The organism is Thiobacillus thiophilus (assembly GCF_055378705.1).
In genome coordinates this window covers 2,662,773-2,680,110 of record NZ_AP042404.1, presented here as the reverse complement: position 1 = coordinate 2,680,110, position 17,338 = coordinate 2,662,773, and the positions used below count along the sequence as shown (strand labels likewise).

The window sequence follows — 17,338 nt, the reverse complement described above, 5'->3', positions numbered from 1 at the left end:
TGGATTGCTTCCTGCCGCGCTTCGCTCGCGGTCGCAATGACGGCCATATCGAATTAATCAGTGCTTCCCTAAGGAGATACTTATACATACCCACTGGAGTGCGCCATGAATGCGACATCCATTCGCCCCGTAGCGATCAAAATCGACGAAGACACCCGAAATCGCGCTGCGCGACCTGGAGAAATTGCGCGAATTCCTGCTCCCCAAAAATCCAGCGGCGGCAAAGCGGGCCGCCGTCATCACCAAGGCTGTTAAAGTACTCGGGCAGCATCCACAGATAGGCCGCCCAGTCGAAGAAATCGACGTGGACGACCCTGAATACACGTATCATGAATTGCCGATCGGCTTTGGCGACAACGGCTGCGTCGTGCTGTACCGCCATGACGGCGAACTCGTCACCATGCTGGCATTGCGGCACCAGAAAGAAGTTTCTTTTTAAGCCTACCCCATGACACCCATCATTCTTCTCGCCAACCCCCGCGGCTTCTGTGCCGGCGTCGACCGCGCCATCGCCATCGTCGAGTCGGCGCTTGCAAAATTCGGCGCGCCGATCTACGTGCGGCACGAAGTCGTCCACAACACCTACGTCGTCAACGACCTCAAGGCCAAGGGCGCGATCTTCGTCGAGGTACTCGACGAGGTGCCCACCGGCGCCACAGTCATCTTCAGCGCCCACGGCGTGTCGCAGGCGGTGCGCGCTGAAGCCGAGACGCGCGGGCTAAACGTATTCGACGCCACCTGCCCACTCGTCACCAAGGTGCATATCGAAGTCAGCAAAATGCGCAACAAGGGATTCGAAATCGTGATGATCGGCCACAAGGGCCACCCCGAAGTCGAGGGCACCCTGGGCCAGTCGAGCGGCGGCATGTACCTGGTCGAAACGCCGGAAGACGTCGCCAGCCTGCGGGTGACCGACCCCGACAAGCTCGCCTACGTCACCCAGACCACGCTGTCCGTCGACGACGCCGCGCGCGTGGTCGACGCCCTGCGCGCGCGCTTCCCCAACATCACCGGCCCGAAAAAAGACGACATCTGCTACGCCACGCAAAACCGCCAGGACGCCGTCAAGGCGCTGGCGCCGCAGTGCGACGTGGTGATTGTAGTGGGGTCGCCGACCAGTTCGAACTCCAACCGGCTGCGGGAGGTTGCGGAGAATCTGGGCGTGCCTGCCTATATGGTCGACAATGCCAGTGAAATCGACCCGCAATGGGTATCGGGAAAGAAACGGGTCGGTGTGACCGCCGGCGCATCAGCGCCGGAAATTCTGGTGCGCGCAGTTATTGATCGGCTGGATCAGTTGGGCATCGGCTCAGTGACCGATCTGGATGGGGTGCAGGAGAGGGTCGGATTTCCGCTGCCAAAAGGTTTAGTGTGAAAGGAAGGGGGCCGGTTCGACCCGTCAAGGGTAGCGTCCCTTTTGACCCTCCCCTTTGACCCGCTGCCAGCTTGCCCTCTTGAATAAACCCAGCAGAGCCGCAAGGCAACGCGTGCGGTCAGATTCGGTCAAGGGTAGCATCCCCTTTGACACTTTGACGAAGCGCGGAAAATGTATTGACAACGCATACACACCCGCAATAAAGTGATCGACGTGTATTCATTGTAGGGACAACACCATGCGCGACATCTCCATCAACCTGCGGGCCCGCTCCGAGCAGCGAGACCTGATCGACCGGGCAGCCAGCACACTCGGCAAGAACCGTTCCGATTTCATGCTTGAAGCCGCCTGCGAAAAAGCTCAGGCCATCGTACTGGATCGCACCTTTTTTGCACTGGATGATGAAGCCTTTATGCGATTCACCGCCATGCTGGATGCGCCGGTCGAAGCCAACCCCGCCCTGGATCGTTTGCTTGCACGCCGGCCGCTATGGGAAAAGTGACGAGATTGGATGCACCCACCTTGCTACGCTCCGAACACGATGTAACGGCGTTTGACTGTGGTGAACCCGTCATGAACAACTGGCTGAAACGCCGCGCCCTGGGCAATCAATCTTCGGGCGCATCGCGAACCTTCGTAGTCGCGGATGACGCGCATATCGTATATGCCTACTACGCGCTGGCAGCCGGGGCCGTCGACCATGCCACCGCGGCCAGCGCCATTCGGCGCAACATGCCCGATCCTGTTCCGGTCATGGTACTTGCCCGTCTGGCCGTCGATCGGGGCTACCATGGCAAAGGACTCGGCGCAGACCTGCTTCGGGATGCCATCTTGCGCACCGCCCGCCTGGCCCAGGAGATCGGAATTCGCGCACTCGTCGTGCATGCCCTGCATGATCACGCCCGCAGGTTTTATTTACATCATGGGTTTAGCGAATCCGCGATTGATCCGCTGGTACTCATGTTGCGTATTCGGCCAAATACGTAATCCAAAGAAAGGGTAACGTCCCCTTTTCTCTCCAAGCAAATACCGTTCTGGATAGTCTGGGCATGGCTGGAGGCTAGCACAAACAAAGGGTAGCGTCCCTGACCCTTCCCCTAAAACTAATCTTGTAAAACAATAAGTTGCGGAGTATACAACCGCAAAAACGGCGCATGCATGGCCGAGTTAAGCACTTCATTCGTAGCGACCAAACTGCGAAGGAGTGCGACCATGCATGCACAGAGAATCATACAAGACCTGCTGCAAACAGAATGCGGCGCCATTCATGCCAAGCGTCGGGTCACGCTGGCGCTCATGGTGCAGGCAAGCTGCATCGGGCATCTCAGCCTCATCGGAATCAGCCGCAGGCTCGATACTGCCACCGCGTTGCGCCACCGCATCAAACGCTGTGACCGACTGCTCGGTAATCTCCATCTCAACCACGAGAAACTTGACGTGTATCGCGCCATGGCGCAGCGCATCCTCATCGGCAACCCCAGACCTGCCATTGTTATCGACTGGTCTGATCTGTCTGCTGACCGCAGTCAGCACCTGCTGCGCGCCGCGCTGATCGTCAAAGGCCGCGCTGTCGTGTTGTATGAAGAAGTTCATCCCATGAAGCAGTACGGCTCCCCCAAGGTGCATGAACGCTTCCTGCGGCGGTTGCGGGCACTCCTGCCGCAGCATAGCCGCCCCATTCTGGTCACCGACGCGGGATTCAGAGCGTCCTGGTTCAAGCTGTGCAATCGTTTGACGTTTGACTGGGTGGGCCGTATCCGCAACCGCGACATGATCCGTCCGCAGACGGATGCTGCGGCGTGGGTGGGTTGCAAGAGCTTGTACCCCAAGGCCACTACCACACCAGAGGACAGGGGTGCGTTCGACTATGTGCGCAGCACGCCGGTGGCGTGCCGCCTCGTCCTCTACAAGAAGCCTGCCTGTCATCGGCAGGCGAAGACGGCCTTTGGCAAGCGTGCGCGCTGCCGTCATAGTCTGAAGCAGGCGAAGGCACAAACCGAGCCTTGGCTCCCGGCTGCTTCCCCCGGCTTGGCTGAGCTTGATGCGCGCGCGGTGGTGGATTTATACGGCGGTCGGATGCAGATTGAACAATCGTTCAGGGATGTGAGGAATCCGAACTTTGGGTTGGGTTTGTCGCTCAGCCAAACCACGCGTCCGGATCGTTTGGCGATTCTGCTGCTGATCGGGGCGCTGGCGATGTTTGCGTTATGGCTGATCGGCCTGGCCGCCCGGGCGCGAGGGTACCGGGTGAACTTCGGTTCGCGTGCTCGGGCGGATTCAACGCTGTCTACCATTTCGTTGGCGAGATGGTGGTTGGAGGAGCCAGCGCACCGCGCTACGCGATTCCGAAAACGGGAAGAAACGATCGCGCTGGAGATGCTTCGCAATTTGGCTTGGGGGAGGCAAATATGAGGGGAAGGGTCAGGTAGCGTCCCCTTTCCCTGTGCGGAATCACCAGCATCCGGCCGTCGATGGTGTCTGTGCTCCCGTGTTGGATAAGGTCAGCGTGCCGCACGTAGTATCGGCGGTTTGGCTATTCACAGGCGTTGCCGTAAGCGTAAAGGTTGTAGCTGTTGTTACTGTTGCGGGAGTAATATTGTACTTAATTGCTGTCCCGCTCGCTCCCTTTGGCGACACCGCCGATACCGACGCTACGGTCCCACCAACATAGGTGCCGTTGGTGGTGAAATAGCGCTCCATGAACTGCGCCGTTTCCGTCAGGACGGCCTGCGCCTCGGCGCGGTTCGCCCGCAGCACATACTGCGTGTAGCTAGGGTAAGCAATAGAGGCCAGAATGCCGATGATGGCCACCACTATCATCAGTTCGATCAAGGTCATTCCTGACTGAAATTTAGCGCAACGGTTCAATTTCCTCATGCCACCCTCCTGGATCAACGTCTTTGCACACTAATCGTAGACAACAAGGCAGCCTTGCCAACAACTTGTGACACGGCCTGGAACTGAACCACTTCACCCTGGTGCACATCGCTAATCGTTGCACGCTTTCCATTTATCGTGACCGTTGTACTCAAAGGATTGTATGAGTAGGTCACCCCGCCGATCACCATTTTGCTGGCACCAGCATGGATTGCATCCACCTTGCCGGACTGCTGGACTGGATTCGCTGTAGTTGTTGGTGCCGCGCTCCCGGGGGCAGGCGCACCCACTTGGGTCATTGCAAGCGCCAGGTTGCTGCAAAACATGACAGGCAAACAAATTATCGGAAACAGTTTCATCATCTACTCCTTATTCAAAAATTTGCCGCCAGCTTGAACGCGTAAATGTTGGCGGCGGTGAATTCAAGTTCATATCCACAGCACCACCAACAACACCGACAACAACCTGAGTCTGGCTGGTTATCTTATTAACCGGTTGAATAGGGCTAGTCAGATTTTTTTGTACGGTCACCGCACTCGGGATGGAGGTCGTTTTGACACCAGATGGGTAGACGCCAGCGGTACCGAGATTATCATCAGTATCGACATCGCCATCGCCATCCACATCAAAGGTCGGGCCGCTAGCCAATGGCATCCCTGTCACGGCATCCAGTTCCATTATCCAACCAGTTCCACCATTTCCGCAGACTGCGCTATTAGGAATCAAGGTGGTAAATAAGATGCGTCCCGAGTACAACGTGGGCTTGCTCACAGCCCGCTCACCAGATGCCGGCAAATCCATATACCAACCCCGTTTTGTTCCCGCAGCATTCACCGGAGGTGCCCAATCCACCGAATTGGCACTTGTCGTACGATAATCATCACCCGAGACGGTGACGGTCGTGACGACGGTCTGCTCCTGCAAATCGCTGCGTCCACCCGTAATCCTGGACGGCGACACGGCCTGATCCCACAGCGAATAAAAAGTTTGCGGCCCGGTTGTGGCGATATCGGCGGCTTCCAGATATTTCCCGGTTCCAAAATAGAGTTGGTACCCATCCCCGCTAAAATGGCGGGTCACCTCGATTGCACTGGTGATCGGCTGGGGGGTGTTGCTGGAATCCTTGGCCACAAAAAGTGGCAAGGGTGTCGCTGCCGTGCCAAACGCCACCTCCCAATTATTCGATACAGAGGCGCATACCCCACTACCATTCGCCTTACACAAATCGAATTTCCACATATTGCCCAGCAAATCACCCGCGTACGCGTAATCCACATCGCCATCGCCATCGATATCTACCAGTGTGGGCGTGGTCAGTGCGTTGGGGGAGGCAGCAGTCCCTGCCTTGGTTGAAATTTTCTTGATGAGCGCCCCGGTTTCGATGTCCACGATATACAGGTAGGCGTATCCCGTTGTGCTGGCACTGCCATCCGCCTCACTATTGTTGTAACCATTGCTGAACACTGCAGCCCACGCGCCGGTGTTGAGTTTGACAATTTTGGCGCGGTCAGCCACATAGCCCAAATCGTTATCGTTATATTCCCATCGCACAATCGAACTCGCATTGGCTTCTGAAAAGTTACTGGGGTTGGTTACATCCAGTGCGAACACACCTTGGCCGCCCGCTCCCAAGCTGGAAACCAGCGTGGTATGCCAGGCGCCCGAATAAAACGTATCGACGATCGTAGGTGAACCATCGACAAAATAACGATGGCTATAAGTCGACGAAGTCAGCTTGGAGAGGTTCGCATAGACCTTGCTGGGCACATAAGCCAGTTTTTCCTGCCCCGTTGCCGCATCGAAAGCATGCAGCATCCCGTCATTGGCGCCCACATAAAGTAAAGGCGTGCGGGTTGAGTAGGTAGTCTGGAATGAATTGTAGCTCGCCGCTTCCAGCGTATCCGGGTAATTGAAAGCCGGTGCACCCACGTAGGCCGGTGCGGAGTTCACCAGGTCACCTAGAACACTTGCCAAACGTACGCGAAAACCGGGAATTCCGGTTTGACCACGCAGGAAATTCAGCCGGTTTGCCCCGGCACCGTCATTCACATTGCTGGCATTGGTATTCAGCGCCGTCACCTGGCTGACATCCAGTTCGGTCGCAGTTGGGCTTGCCGAAACAGCCGGCCAGCGAAATGGAATGCCTTGACTGCCTAGAGTGGCACTCGGTTTAAACGTGATAATTTTTCGCCCGGCATCATAGTTCTGGCTATTTATCACCGTACCCGCTTTCCATGCCTCGGTTGTAATTGCACCGGTTGACGAGTTGGTGTTATAGGCAACCAGATCACCCGACCAATCGGATGAGTTGAATTGGCCTTGGTAAATTTTGCCACCGGCAACGACCGATCCTGATGTCAAGGCCACTGCGGCAGCTGCCCCGGACTGCGCGAGAATGCTGCTGAAGATGGAAGAAAACGTGGTATTCAGGGAAGACAGGTTGTTGGCGAAAAAGGCAGTACTCGTTCCACCCGCAGCCGCCATTTGATCGAGTGGATTTGGCGGATTGGTGACGAAATAATTATTAGTAAAATCAGGCAATGCAAAACCGATAACATACGTTTTGACCGGGCGCGAACCCCCATTCAACGCAGTCACTGCCGCAATCGAATTGGTCACTTCGCCCGCAGCAAATGGCTGACCAGGTACATAATCGGCCGCGCCCATTTTTACCCCTGCCGCCGTCACGCTAGGCAACCCATTTGTCAAAAACACAGCAAAATCCTTGCCGCATGAAGTGGCTGGTGCCGCCTGAGCGCCGCCTTGTGCCGTATCAAAATTCGTTGTGGCGCCGTTAAAATAATCCTTGGCTGTCAGAAACGTTCCGGTAATGGGAGATAGACCCGCATTTTGTAACGGTGCATTAGGATTCGTTGCGGTGTTTCCCCCCGAAATGCCGGTAGGGTTGTCGTTCCAAACCCCTGCGGTGTAGGTGGGCACAACGCTGGTCGCCAGTTTGAGGTTGAGCTTTCCTGCCTGGGTTGTGTCCAAATTGGCTATCGGAACATGAAGATACCCCTTACCGGGGCTAGTATTGGCAAACCAGGTTGGACCAACATCGTATGAGGTTATTCTGCGGCCGAAGTCATCAATAGCCTGTGCATAGTCACTCTCTGTTGGCCCAAAAGTCCCGCTGAACTGGAACGAACCATACCCGGCACCTGGTGCCGCCGCATCCGATGTGCCCGTCTTGGTTCCATAGCAGGAATAGTTCGTATGATCGCCGGGGAAGCTAGCGTACCCACTGCCCCCTGTGACGGCAGAGTAGCAAAAACTATTGCCTGCTGGCGTTCCCGAATAATAGGGGAGGTTAATGTTGTAATAGATGCAGTCAACTTGAGTGCCGCCACTTGTTGTACAGGCACCCGCAGCATTCGGGCTGGTGGGATTAGGGAGTTTGAATTTTTTATGCGTTGCACTATCCCTAGCGCCCGTCCAGGCTGGGTCGTAATTAGCCGGATCATAGCTTGCATCGTATGTAGAAGGATTCAGCCAGTTATGTGTCACACCCGATTGCTGATAGGCCATCAAGCCCATATTGATCTGGCCAGTATAGTCAGCTATCAGGCTTCTGGCTGCCGTGCGCGATATCTCCGATTTGCTGCTAGGACTGGCACTACCTACCGCCAAGCCAGTAGCGTCTTCGTCCATTGCGTTAGAATTACTGTAAATCAACAATACGTTGGCTTTTGTTGCGGAGGTAACGAACAAGGGAACCTGACTCAGGCTCAGCAATGCGCCACTGGCCACGCCGTAATAGCCTGCAGAAAAAGCAGCCAACAGTGCCAGCGACAAAGGTTTGTGGTTAAAGGTCGTCATGAAAACACTCCCTTGGTTCATTAGTTGGTATTGGTAAAGGTGGCTTGCACGGTCGCCTGGGTTTGATTGGTCAACCCCCAGCCACGTGCCGTTATGCGGTATGAAGTCGTCATCGGGCTTGAGGGCCCGCCCCCTACTGATGCAGACTCTCCGATGGGTGCGCTGGTGCCTGTGATCAATTCGACGATGTAGCGCGGCTGGGTGGCAACCTGGGTCGAGCCATCAATGGTAAGAGGGGCACCTGAATAAGCTCGAGTCTTGCTGCTGGTCCAGTCGTTGTTGGCGGTGATCGTCGTCCAGACTGGCGTGGTGGGATCGTTCTCGCACAGCCCTGCCGCACACCCCACCACAAAGCCCGAGGCGGACGGAAGGCCTGTTCCGAAAAGACTCATGGCATCACGCACGCCGGCTTCGGCAGCCTGAAACGCGACATCCTGATCGCGTGCATTACCAGCCATGCGTTCTTCGAGCGAGGTGGACTTGATAGCGGAGAGAGAAATCAAGGTCAGCACGACGAGGAAAATCAGCCCGGTAATGAGCGCCGCGCCGTTTTGCGAACTAGAAGATGATTTATGCATGAGATTCATCGCTCACAATGCCGGCAGGCGATTTCGCACGCCCACGGTAGACGTAAACACCTGATAAAGCCGCCTCTGGTCGGCGGCATCTTCGGCAGAAGCATCGAAAGTGCCGTTATTAAACGTGACAGATTGTTGTGTGGACGTCGAAATATTGTTATCGGGGCTGCGCATCAGCAGGTTTACGGTGACGCTTGCCACTTGCGTCCAGGTACCCGGGGTGGCGCTGTAGCTATCCACCGCGCCATCGCCATTGGTATCCAGACCATAGCGGAATTGCATGTCATGCACATGCTCGACCAATTCTTCGGCGGTGCCATCCAGCCCCACTCGGTATAAAGCCCGGTTACCTGCCGGGTTGGTACCGATGAAATACGAGTACTGATCCACGCGCATGACAAACGCATCGCTGCTGTAGCTGCCCAACCGATTACCTGTGTTACTGCTATTGGCATGCGTTAACGTTACCGTGCCCGAACTTCCGGGATTGTTGGTTACCTTGAACACATCAGCGTTGGTGCAATTGGTCACCATCAGCACATCGCCCTGCTTGAATCCATCCGGATTGCCATTGACCTGAATGTTGGCATTAGACGGAATCAGATTGCCTGTCAAATTAACGCCACTGCTGAATGCGCCCATGATCGACAGCACGTCGCCAGCAGCGCGCGTAATGCCGGTTGGATTGGTCCAACCCGTACCGTTGTCATATCCAACCAAAGCATTCTCCACCGTCATCTGCGGAACCGGTGCTTTTGCGATGGTGTTAACCGTCATCGAGGCGATGTTTCCACAGCCTACATACCCCGCCATGCGAATATCACGGCTCATCACATCCAGCGCATAACGCGCGTTTTCCTGGATGCGTGAGAGGTTATCCGTGGTGCGAAATACGCCGCGACTGCCGACAAAGACATAACCAATCCCGCCCAGCAGCACCAGTCCCAGCGTCATGGCAATCATCAACTCGACCAGCCCGAAGCCGGCCTGCCCGCGGGAGGGAATAAGCAAAGGTCTCATAATTGCGTGTCCACAGTAAAAGTCTGGGTTAAAGATCCTTGACTACCCCGGCTGTCATTCCATTGAATGTTGATAGTTACGTTGTTTCCCACAGGCGTTATCGAACCATTGCCAGCCGGAAGCACGCAGGCCAGCTGGTTCTTCCACGCTGCGATGTCCTGTACCGGGACGGTACCTGCAGAGGAAGGCGCCGCTACGCAGGTGGCCGCGGTACCCATCCCCATGGTGTTGTAATTCCCGCCAACCGCTAGTACACGGTTGGCACGCATCCGGTCGATGATGCCGGCCGCCATCCAGGTGGCCTGGGTGCGGTGACTGGCGCTAAGGTTGTTACGCATGCCGGACGCCATCAATCCGGCCAGCCCCAACAAACCAATGGTCAGCACCAACATGGCGACCAATACTTCGAGAAGAGTGAATCCTGACTGTTTCATGGGCATTCTCATGGGCATGCGAGTTCGGGAGAAACACTTGGTCGCCCGGTGCGTTCGAGTTGAATGGCACGTCCATCGACAGTAGCTGGGCTGAGTGGGCAAAGTGTGAGGGTGGTGGTCGCAACCGTGGCGGTGGTTGGAATGGTCGTGCGGCCATTTGAGGTAAACGTAATGGTGCTGGCTACATCCGTTCCGCCCGTTAACGTGCTTGATCCTGCCAGAGCCGGTTGCACCCGAATCGGTGTGCCTGCCGCGTCACTCACAATCCAGCCTTGCTCCCAGCCGCCGGTACAGGTTGCACCATCACTGCTGGAGCACACGGTTACGTTGGCTGAGCGTTTGACGGCTTCACTGCGCGCAAAAGTAAGCGCCGTTATCAAGTCATTCGCCTGCGCAGACATACGATTATTCGCTATGAGCGTCTGATAGCTCGGGATGGCAATCGTAAGCAGAATGGCCAGCACAGCCACTGTAATCATCAATTCGATCAGGGTAAATCCGCGCTTTGAGGCCGGGGCGTCAACCATGGTTTTCAAGTTCTCGCATTTCATACTGTCACGTTAAGGAAGGGGGCTTGGGAAGTCCAGCTTCGCAAGACGAATGGCGGGATTGGATTCATGAACGGCCAAATCCACCCGATGGGGCTTTAAAAACGCACCCTGTTTAACGTCATGAACGGGTTCAACTTGAGCCTGGCTGACAATCAGCAGGTATTGGTGTCGAGCCTGATGCGCCCGGTGTTATTGATGATGATGTCGCGGCTGATGCCCGCTACACAAACGTGAACGGTGCCATTGGCCACATGCGACCCCTGGCTGACACCACTGGGACGGTAGCTGATAAAGCTGCCATAGTTGGTGCCGGTCGTGATGGTTACTGCTGTGGATGCGCTACCTTGCACCCGCAACACGGTGTCGCCGGAATCGATCACCCCTTTTGTTCCACCATCGATAAATACCAGCCAGCCTTGCTGCCAACCGGCTGTGGTGTCGCAAGCCGGCGTCTCCGCCATGGCGTTGCTGGTTTTGCATACTGTGACGCGCATGCGCCGCGTGATGGCTTCGGAGCGTGCCAGGTGCAGCGCGCTAACCAGATCGTTGGTCACGGCCGCCAGCCTGCTGCTGTTTACCAGAAATGCATAGCTGGGAATGGCAATCGCCAATAAAACTGCGCCCACCGCCAGCACAACCAGCAGTTCCACCAGTGTGAATCCACGACTTGCCATTTCCCCCTCCCTCCATTTTTTTGTGCTTGTGAGCTTGCCACGCTACGAGGGATGCATCTATACAACTTTAGTTGTAGGGGTAGCCTGTGCGTGTGCCAGGCACATCGGGGCAGAAAATGTCCGTCGTCGTCCTGGGCGCTGGCATCTCGGGCCTGAGCGCGGCGCTGGTTTTATTGCAGAACGGCCACCGGGTGACCGTGCTGGAACGCGGCTGCGTGGGCGACGAGTCATCGTGGGCGGGGGGAGGGATTCTGTCGCCGTTGCTGCCGTGGGATTACGCGGAGCCGGTTTCTGCGCTGGCCTTGCGGTCGATGGTGGGCTATGCGTAGTTCTGGCGCTGAGGGATGCTGGCGCGGGTGGGGGTTGTCAGCCGGATGTGGCGTCGGACAGCCAGAGCCGCTTCAACATAAGTGCTTTTTGACGCAGGCGGCGGGATTTGAAGTCCGCCAGCTCTCATGTCTTCAAGATGGGATTGGATTGCTTCTTCAATAAGCTTCAGTGCTTCTGCCTCTGTTTCGCCTACAGCGATGCAGCCAGGCAAATCCGGGACAAAAGCACCGTAGCTAGTGTCACGAACCAAAAATAACGACCATGTAGCGCATGGAATTACTCCTTGGCTCTTTCACCGTTATTTGTTGGTGTTGGCCAGCCTCGTGGGAGCGGCTTCAGCCGCGATGCGGGCGGTAGCCCGCAAAGGTGGCGCGACAAGACCCTGGCGAGCATTTGCTCTTCGCGCCTTGCGGCGCATCGCGGCTAAAGCCGCTCCCACGGGGCCGCCTGCAAGATGCCGCAGGGTAGGGGCTTCACGGAGAGAGCAAAACATAGCGTCAACAGCCAACAGTGACATAGCCTACTCCTTTAACCCAGCTTGTTTGAGTGCGCTGTTTAATGTACCGGTTAATGCACCGGGAGGAACATCCACGCCCGGCTTGCCAGCAACGGTAACGGTACCCGGTTTCATCATGTGGTGTAATTGGCAATGGCTACCGCGTTGGCTCACTACGATCCAGCCATCTTTTTCCAGCAGCCGCAATCACGCAGATACTTTCATGCACAAATATAACGCCTGTAACTGAAGCATGCCGAACCTTCTAATTATCGGCGCAGGCGTCTCGGGCCTGAGCGCCGCACTGGCTTTATTGCAGCGCGGCTATTGCGTCACGCTGCTGGAACGCGGCGTGGTGGGCGGCGAATCGTCCTGGGCGGGGGGCGGAATTCTGTCGCCGCTGATGCCGTGGGATTATGCGGAGCCGGTTTCTGCGCTGGCCTTGCGGTCGATGGCGGGCTATGCGGACTGGGTGGCTGAAATCGAGGCGATATCGGGACGGGGTGCGGAATTCTGGCGCTGCGGGATGCTGGCGGTGGCGGAACCGGAGCAGGCGCTGGCCTGGTGTGAAATACACGGCGTGGCAGCGGAGCGGGGTTGTCCGGATTCGCTGCACCTGTTACGCAATACACCTGAAGAAAGCAGCATCTGGCTGCCCGAGGTGGCGCAGGTACGCAGCCCGCGCCTGGTGGCGGCATTACACGCGGCGGTGGTGCAACTGGGCGGGATGATACGCGAGCACTGCCCGGCCACCGGGGTATTGACGCAGGGCGGACGAGTGACGGCGGTGCAGACGGCGGCGGAAACTTTTCCGGCGGACAGCGTGGTGTTGGCTACTGGAGCCTGGTCCGGGCTGGGGATGAGCGGGCTGGCGGCGACGCCGAACATTCGCCCGGTGCGCGGGCAGATGTTGCTGTTCAAACTGGCGCCGGGCGTGCTGGATACGATTGTGTATCGCAACAGGCTGTACCTGATTCCGCGCCGGGACGGCCATGTGCTGGTGGGCAGCACGCTGGAGGATGCCGGCTTCGACAAATCGACCGACGACGCCACGCGCCAGCGCCTGCACGCCGCGGCGGCCGAACTGCTGCCCGCGCTGGGCGCCATGCAACCGGTGCTGCACTGGGCCGGGCTGCGCCCCGGTTCGCCGGACAATATCCCGGTGATCGACCGGCATCCGGATTTCGACAACGTGTTCGTCAACACCGGGCATTACCGCTACGGGGTCACGCTGGCGCCCGCCACGGCGGAATTACTGGTCGATTTGATGGAGGGCAGACCGCCCGCATTGGATCCTGCGCCGTATTGCTGGCAGGCCGCCCTGGATAGGCATTGGTAATCCGGAATTGTTCGTTATTCGTAGGGCGTAAGGTGCACGGAGTGCACCCTACCCGCAAACGCGACGCCTGTTGAACAATTCGGGATTATTTCCAAGGGGTGCCGATTATTTCGATATGGCCGTCATTGCACATGGAGCGCAGCGAAGCAATCCAGCGCATCGATCAAGCAGTCATTTCCGGATTGCCCTAAAGGACTCCGATCTTGACGCACACCGGAATGTACGCTTACATTGACACCATTATGTACATTCTGCTAACGCCATGAAACAGGCCACCTTGACCGAAGTCCGCAACAACGCCAAAAAGTATTTCGACATCGTCGAGTCTGGTGAATCCGTGCGCGTGCTGCGCAACGGCAAACCCATCGCCGACATCGTTCCCGTGTCGACTGACCTGCCTTCGTGGAAGCGGCGCCGCGCACAACCCCTGGTGCTTGACGGCGTATCGGTCAGCCGCATGATTCTCGAAGAGCGCGAAGCGGAGAAGCTGTCGGGCTGATGCGTGTTTTTTTCGATTCCTCGGCTTTCGTCAAGCGCTATATCAGCGAAACCGGAACCGATGCCGTACTGGCGTGGTGCGATCAGGCGACGGAAATCGGCCTGTCCGGCATTGCGTTGCCCGAGATTGTTTCGGCCTTTTGCCGCTTGCATCGGGAAACCCGAATCACCGACGTCCAATACCGACAACTGAAATCCCTGCTGCTGGCCGATATCGAAGACGCCGCCATTTGCGACCTGACCCCGGCCGTGCTGGCGCAGGCGGTGTTGTGCCTCGAAACCAATGCCCTGCGTGGCATGGACGCCATTCATATCGGCAGTGCGCTAGCCTTGAACGCCGATGTGTTCGTCTCTGCCGACACGCGACAGCTCCAGGCCGCCGCTCGCACAGGATTGCGGGCAGAGGCAGTGTAGTTCAACCTCGCCAAGCCACTCGCTACATTTCATGCCGAATCAATAGGATAATCGGCGCGTCGATCCACCCGCTCACCCGCCATGTCACACGCCCACGTCCATTCGCCTGTCGATGAAGCCGCTTATCTGCACGGGGAAGAGATCGCGGCCTCGAAACACGAGTTTGTGGGCGGCGAGATCTACGCCATGGCCGACAAAAGCGAGCGCCACAAGCGCATTGCAGGCAACCTATTCTTCCACCTGCGCAGCGCCACGCGCGGTGAGCCTTGCCGTGCCTTCATGGCAGACATGAGGCGGCGACTGGCTGGCGGCACGACCTATTACTATCCTAACGCCATGCTGGTGTGCGATCCGGCCGACGATCACCCCCTCTACAAGCAATCCCCCTGCCTCATTGCCGAGGTGTTGTCCACCGCCACTGTGGACGTTCATGGAAAATGGACGGCGTATCGCGGGCTGGCCAGCCTGCGCTATTGCCTGCCGGTGGATTCCGAACGACTGTGGGACAGGGTCTTCTTTCGCGACGAGCATGACGCCTGGTTCGAGCAGGCGTCGTCTGCCGAAGACCGCGTCGACGTGGCATGCAGCGGCACCAGGCTGGCACTGACGCTGGACGACCGGTACGGGGATACGGGGCTGCTCGTTGTCTGAGGCGGCCGGTAAGCGTTCGCTGATCGTCTGGATCGTCAGCGACGGCAAGCCGGGCCACGTCAATCAGTCGCGGGGACTGGTCGAGGCGCTGGCGCGCACCACCCCCACCGAAATTCATACCCTTCGCGCCCTGCCCGCCTGGCGTGCCTGGCTGGCGCTGCTGCTGAAGACCGGGCTGAACCCTGCAAGCTTCGCCATTGCGAGCGCTTCTGCCTTTAGCCACGAGGCCGGGGGCCACGGCGGGAAGCAATCCGGGATGCTTGCGGATGCGGCAACTTCCGGATCGCCACAGCCCTTCGGGCCTCGCAATGACGAGATCAACCAGCGCCCACCTGAGCACGCACCGGGCAGCACCTTTCCGAAACCCGATCTGATCGTCGGCGCAGGTCACGCCACCCACCCGACGCTGCTGGCCGCACGCCGCGCGCACGGCGGCCGCGCAGTGGTGCTGATGAAGCCGAGCCTGCCGCGCCGCTGCTTCGATCTGTGCATTCTTCCCCGGCACGATGGCGTTGCGGCGGACACGCATACGCTGGTGACCGATGGCGCGCTGAACCGCGTCCGCCCGGCAACGGCAAGCGATGCCAACCACGGTTTGATTCTGGTCGGCGGCGCCTCGCCGCATTTCGAATGGGACAGCGACGCCTTGCGGGCGCAGATCAAACGCATCCTCGCGCGCACGCCCGACATGCAGTGGACGCTGACCACCTCGCGCCGCACCCCGAAGGATTTTCTGGCGCTGCTGCCGCAGCATCCCAAGCTGAACATCGTCCCCCATACCGCCACCTCGCCCGACTGGCTGCCCGAACAACTGGCGCAATGCGGCACGGTATGGGTGACACCCGACAGCGCCTCGATGGTGCTCGAGGCATTGACGGCAGGCGCCGATGTCGGCGTATTCGACCTGCCGGTCAACCCGAAAAGCCGTGTCGGCCGTGCGATTGCCCAGCTCGTCGAGTCGCAGCGCATCACCCGCTTCGCGAACTGGTGCGCGAACGATAAATTGCAGTCCAATACGCACCCGTTGGCGGAAGCGGACCGCTGTGCCGAATGGATCCTTGAATGGCTGAAGAAAATAAACTGACCGTCCTGCAACTGCTGCCGGCGCTGGAATCCGGCGGGGTGGAACGCGGCACGCTCGAAGTGGCGCAAGCACTGGTCGAGCACGGCCAGCGTGCGCTGGTGATGTCGGCCGGCGGGCGACAGGTCGCGCCGCTGCTTGCATCGAGTGCCGAGCATTTTGCCTGGCCGATCGGAGAAAAGTCGTTCAAAACGCTGTTGCTCGTCGGCAAGCTGCGCAGATTTTTGCTGGCACAAAAGGTCGACATCGTTCATGCGCGTTCGCGCGTGCCGGCCTGGATTGCGTATCTGGCCTGGCGCGGCATGAATCCGGCGACGCGGCCGCGTTTTGTCACCACGGTGCACGGCATGTATGGCGTCAATCGCTACAGCCGCATCATGACGCAGGGCGAAGCCGTGATCGCCGTTTCCAACACCGTGCGCGACTACATCCTGCGCGAATATCCCGACACCCCGCCGTGGCGCATTCAGGTCATCCATCGCGGCGTCGATGGGCAAGTCTATCCGCACGGCTGGAAACCCGACCCCATTTGGCAGCAGGCGTTCTTCGCACAGTTTCCGCACGCCGTAGGCAAACAGCTGGTCACCCTGCCCGGCCGCATCACCCGGCTCAAGGGCCATGAAGACTTCATCGAATTGATCGCACAGCTGAAGCGGCGCGGGCTGCCGGTGCACGGCCTCATAGTCGGTGGCGCGTCGGCGTCCAAGCAGCGCTATCTGCAAAAGCTGCGCTACCGCGTGCGCAGCATGGGGCTGGCAGCCGACATCACCTTCACCGGCCAGCGCGACGACCTGAAAAACATTCTGGCGATTTCGAATCTGGTGTTGTCGCTCTCCACCCAGCCCGAATCGTTCGGCCGCACCACGCTGGAGGCGCTGCGGCTAGGCGTACCTACGGCAGGCTACGAGCATGGTGGCGTGGGCGAGATTCTCAGGGCCATGTACCCGCAAGGGTTGCTGCCGATCGGCGACATCGATGCGACGACGCAACGCATCGCATCCCTGCTGCAACAGCCGATCCCGGTGCCTGAAGGCGATTACTTTCCGCTGCGCGACATGCTGTCGCAGACACTGGATCTGTATGAGCAGCTCGCCCGCACCCCGCGCAGACAGGACAATCAATGACAAGCCTTGCCCACTACTGGAAAAATACGAGCTTCGCGTATTCAAAAACTACTTCACCCTCAGGCCCGGAATAAATA

The 17,338-nt window shown here is 58.2% G+C and carries 22 protein-coding genes; 12 read left to right on the top strand and 10 right to left on the bottom strand.

What is annotated here, in order from left to right; all coding sequences use genetic code 11:
- The first annotated feature begins 184 nt into the window (after window positions 1-184).
- The 5 genes from ACZ41T_RS13385 (at window position 185) to ACZ41T_RS13365 (ending at window position 3,787) form a co-directional block, all read left to right on the top strand.
- Window positions 185-439, top strand: a complete 255-nt coding sequence (locus ACZ41T_RS13385) for a type II toxin-antitoxin system RelE/ParE family toxin (RefSeq protein WP_464921874.1) — start codon at window positions 185-187, stop codon at window positions 437-439.
- A 9-nt stretch (window positions 440-448) separates the two neighbouring features.
- Window positions 449-1,375 carry a 4-hydroxy-3-methylbut-2-enyl diphosphate reductase gene (ispH, locus tag ACZ41T_RS13380; RefSeq protein WP_464921873.1) on the top strand — a complete coding sequence of 309 codons (927 nt, stop codon included), beginning with the start codon at window positions 449-451 and terminating at the stop codon, window positions 1,373-1,375.
- Between the two features lie 238 nt (window positions 1,376-1,613).
- Entirely contained in the window at window positions 1,614-1,877 is a 264-nt protein-coding gene (locus ACZ41T_RS13375; protein ID WP_464921872.1) for a type II toxin-antitoxin system TacA family antitoxin, read from the top strand.
- 71 nt (window positions 1,878-1,948) lie between these two features.
- Window positions 1,949-2,362 (top strand): GNAT family N-acetyltransferase, encoded by a 414-nt coding sequence (locus ACZ41T_RS13370; RefSeq protein WP_464921871.1) that lies wholly within the window; start codon window positions 1,949-1,951, stop codon window positions 2,360-2,362.
- 225 nt (window positions 2,363-2,587) lie between these two features.
- Window positions 2,588-3,787, top strand: coding sequence for an IS4 family transposase (locus tag ACZ41T_RS13365; RefSeq protein WP_464921870.1), 1,200 nt, complete (start codon window positions 2,588-2,590; stop codon window positions 3,785-3,787).
- A gap of 39 nt (window positions 3,788-3,826) precedes the next feature.
- On the opposite strand, the gene ACZ41T_RS13360 is transcribed toward ACZ41T_RS13365, so the two are convergent.
- The 8 genes from ACZ41T_RS13360 to ACZ41T_RS13325 all read right to left on the bottom strand — a co-directional run bounded on the left by ACZ41T_RS13360 (window position 3,827) and on the right by ACZ41T_RS13325 (window position 11,304).
- Complete coding sequence (locus ACZ41T_RS13360) at window positions 3,827-4,213, bottom strand: type IV pilin protein (RefSeq protein WP_464923981.1); 387 nt, start codon at window positions 4,211-4,213, stop codon at window positions 3,827-3,829.
- 53 nt (window positions 4,214-4,266) lie between these two features.
- Window positions 4,267-4,614 carry a hypothetical protein gene (locus ACZ41T_RS13355; protein WP_464921869.1) on the bottom strand — a complete coding sequence of 116 codons (348 nt, stop codon included), beginning with the start codon at window positions 4,612-4,614 and terminating at the stop codon, window positions 4,267-4,269.
- A 7-nt stretch (window positions 4,615-4,621) separates the two neighbouring features.
- The gene (locus ACZ41T_RS13350; RefSeq protein WP_464921868.1) at window positions 4,622-8,071 is read right to left on the bottom strand and encodes a pilus assembly protein; all 3,450 of its coding nucleotides are present in this window, start codon (window positions 8,069-8,071) and stop codon (window positions 4,622-4,624) included.
- Window positions 8,072-8,091: 20 nt separating this feature from the next.
- The gene (locus ACZ41T_RS13345; RefSeq protein ID WP_464921867.1) at window positions 8,092-8,649 is read right to left on the bottom strand and encodes a pilus assembly PilX family protein; all 558 of its coding nucleotides are present in this window, start codon (window positions 8,647-8,649) and stop codon (window positions 8,092-8,094) included.
- A 12-nt stretch (window positions 8,650-8,661) separates the two neighbouring features.
- Window positions 8,662-9,669 carry a PilW family protein gene (locus ACZ41T_RS13340; protein ID WP_464921866.1) on the bottom strand — a complete coding sequence of 336 codons (1,008 nt, stop codon included), beginning with the start codon at window positions 9,667-9,669 and terminating at the stop codon, window positions 8,662-8,664.
- A complete protein-coding gene (gene pilV / locus ACZ41T_RS13335; protein WP_464921865.1) occupies window positions 9,666-10,103 on the bottom strand; it encodes a type IV pilus modification protein PilV in 438 nt (145 codons plus the stop codon). Before pilV ends, ACZ41T_RS13340 begins: the two co-directional genes overlap by 4 nt.
- Before the next feature lie 8 nt (window positions 10,104-10,111).
- A complete protein-coding gene (locus ACZ41T_RS13330) occupies window positions 10,112-10,630 on the bottom strand; it encodes a GspH/FimT family pseudopilin (protein ID WP_464923980.1) in 519 nt (172 codons plus the stop codon).
- Window positions 10,631-10,806: 176 nt separating this feature from the next.
- Window positions 10,807-11,304 (bottom strand): GspH/FimT family pseudopilin, encoded by a 498-nt coding sequence (locus ACZ41T_RS13325; protein ID WP_464921864.1) that lies wholly within the window; start codon window positions 11,302-11,304, stop codon window positions 10,807-10,809.
- Between the two features lie 140 nt (window positions 11,305-11,444).
- Here ACZ41T_RS13325 and ACZ41T_RS13320 point away from each other — a divergent pair, with 140 nt between their 5' ends.
- Window positions 11,445-11,657 carry an NAD(P)/FAD-dependent oxidoreductase gene (locus tag ACZ41T_RS13320; protein ID WP_464921863.1) on the top strand — a complete coding sequence of 71 codons (213 nt, stop codon included), beginning with the start codon at window positions 11,445-11,447 and terminating at the stop codon, window positions 11,655-11,657.
- Here ACZ41T_RS13320 and ACZ41T_RS13315 read toward each other — a convergent pair.
- Together ACZ41T_RS13315 and ACZ41T_RS13310 are read right to left on the bottom strand one after the other, a co-directional pair.
- Window positions 11,648-11,869 (bottom strand): type II toxin-antitoxin system HicB family antitoxin, encoded by a 222-nt coding sequence (locus tag ACZ41T_RS13315; RefSeq protein ID WP_464923979.1) that lies wholly within the window; start codon window positions 11,867-11,869, stop codon window positions 11,648-11,650. The genes ACZ41T_RS13320 and ACZ41T_RS13315 overlap by 10 nt on opposite strands.
- Window positions 11,870-12,178: 309 nt before the next feature.
- Window positions 12,179-12,328: a type II toxin-antitoxin system HicA family toxin gene (locus tag ACZ41T_RS13310; protein WP_464923978.1), complete on the bottom strand. Its 150-nt coding sequence runs from the start codon at window positions 12,326-12,328 to the stop codon at window positions 12,179-12,181.
- Between the two features lie 79 nt (window positions 12,329-12,407).
- Here ACZ41T_RS13310 and thiO point away from each other — a divergent pair, with 79 nt between their 5' ends.
- The 6 genes from thiO (at window position 12,408) to ACZ41T_RS13280 (ending at window position 17,261) form a co-directional block, all read left to right on the top strand.
- Window positions 12,408-13,493 (top strand): glycine oxidase ThiO, encoded by a 1,086-nt coding sequence (gene thiO, locus ACZ41T_RS13305; protein WP_464921862.1) that lies wholly within the window; start codon window positions 12,408-12,410, stop codon window positions 13,491-13,493.
- A gap of 262 nt (window positions 13,494-13,755) precedes the next feature.
- Window positions 13,756-13,992 (top strand): type II toxin-antitoxin system Phd/YefM family antitoxin, encoded by a 237-nt coding sequence (locus tag ACZ41T_RS13300; RefSeq protein WP_464921861.1) that lies wholly within the window; start codon window positions 13,756-13,758, stop codon window positions 13,990-13,992.
- The gene (locus tag ACZ41T_RS13295; protein WP_464921860.1) at window positions 13,992-14,405 is read left to right on the top strand and encodes a type II toxin-antitoxin system VapC family toxin; all 414 of its coding nucleotides are present in this window, start codon (window positions 13,992-13,994) and stop codon (window positions 14,403-14,405) included. The genes ACZ41T_RS13300 and ACZ41T_RS13295 overlap by 1 nt, the downstream gene beginning before the upstream one ends.
- An 81-nt stretch (window positions 14,406-14,486) precedes the next feature.
- Entirely contained in the window at window positions 14,487-15,056 is a 570-nt protein-coding gene (locus ACZ41T_RS13290) for a Uma2 family endonuclease (RefSeq protein ID WP_464921859.1), read from the top strand.
- Window positions 15,049-16,140 (top strand): mitochondrial fission ELM1 family protein, encoded by a 1,092-nt coding sequence (locus tag ACZ41T_RS13285; RefSeq protein ID WP_464921858.1) that lies wholly within the window; start codon window positions 15,049-15,051, stop codon window positions 16,138-16,140. Before ACZ41T_RS13290 ends, ACZ41T_RS13285 begins: the two co-directional genes overlap by 8 nt.
- On the top strand, window positions 16,119-17,261 hold the full coding sequence (locus ACZ41T_RS13280; RefSeq protein ID WP_464921857.1) for a glycosyltransferase family 4 protein: 1,143 nt from the start codon (window positions 16,119-16,121) through the stop codon (window positions 17,259-17,261). Before ACZ41T_RS13285 ends, ACZ41T_RS13280 begins: the two co-directional genes overlap by 22 nt.
- The last annotated feature ends 77 nt before the right edge of the window (window positions 17,262-17,338 follow it).

Excerpts from the sequence above, each read along its gene's own strand:
- ispH (WP_464921873.1), top strand. The coding sequence starts at position 449 with ATGACACCCATCATTCTTCTCGCCAACCCCCGCGGCTTCTGTGCCGGC.
- ACZ41T_RS13375 (WP_464921872.1), top strand. The coding sequence starts at position 1,614 with ATGCGCGACATCTCCATCAACCTGCGGGCCCGCTCCGAGCAGCGAGAC.
- ACZ41T_RS13370 (WP_464921871.1), top strand. The coding sequence starts at position 1,949 with ATGAACAACTGGCTGAAACGCCGCGCCCTGGGCAATCAATCTTCGGGC.
- ACZ41T_RS13365 (WP_464921870.1), top strand. The coding sequence starts at position 2,588 with ATGCATGCACAGAGAATCATACAAGACCTGCTGCAAACAGAATGCGGC.
- ACZ41T_RS13360 (WP_464923981.1), bottom strand. The coding sequence starts at position 4,213 with ATGACCTTGATCGAACTGATGATAGTGGTGGCCATCATCGGCATTCTG.
- ACZ41T_RS13355 (WP_464921869.1), bottom strand. The coding sequence starts at position 4,614 with ATGATGAAACTGTTTCCGATAATTTGTTTGCCTGTCATGTTTTGCAGC.
- ACZ41T_RS13350 (WP_464921868.1), bottom strand. The coding sequence starts at position 8,071 with ATGACGACCTTTAACCACAAACCTTTGTCGCTGGCACTGTTGGCTGCT.
- ACZ41T_RS13345 (WP_464921867.1), bottom strand. The coding sequence starts at position 8,649 with ATGCATAAATCATCTTCTAGTTCGCAAAACGGCGCGGCGCTCATTACC.
- ACZ41T_RS13340 (WP_464921866.1), bottom strand. The coding sequence starts at position 9,669 with ATGAGACCTTTGCTTATTCCCTCCCGCGGGCAGGCCGGCTTCGGGCTG.
- pilV (WP_464921865.1), bottom strand. The coding sequence starts at position 10,103 with ATGAAACAGTCAGGATTCACTCTTCTCGAAGTATTGGTCGCCATGTTG.
- ACZ41T_RS13330 (WP_464923980.1), bottom strand. The coding sequence starts at position 10,630 with ATGGTTGACGCCCCGGCCTCAAAGCGCGGATTTACCCTGATCGAATTG.
- ACZ41T_RS13320 (WP_464921863.1), top strand. The coding sequence starts at position 11,445 with ATGTCCGTCGTCGTCCTGGGCGCTGGCATCTCGGGCCTGAGCGCGGCG.
- thiO (WP_464921862.1), top strand. The coding sequence starts at position 12,408 with ATGCCGAACCTTCTAATTATCGGCGCAGGCGTCTCGGGCCTGAGCGCC.
- ACZ41T_RS13300 (WP_464921861.1), top strand. The coding sequence starts at position 13,756 with ATGAAACAGGCCACCTTGACCGAAGTCCGCAACAACGCCAAAAAGTAT.
- ACZ41T_RS13295 (WP_464921860.1), top strand. The coding sequence starts at position 13,992 with ATGCGTGTTTTTTTCGATTCCTCGGCTTTCGTCAAGCGCTATATCAGC.
- ACZ41T_RS13290 (WP_464921859.1), top strand. The coding sequence starts at position 14,487 with ATGTCACACGCCCACGTCCATTCGCCTGTCGATGAAGCCGCTTATCTG.
- ACZ41T_RS13280 (WP_464921857.1), top strand. The coding sequence starts at position 16,119 with ATGGCTGAAGAAAATAAACTGACCGTCCTGCAACTGCTGCCGGCGCTG.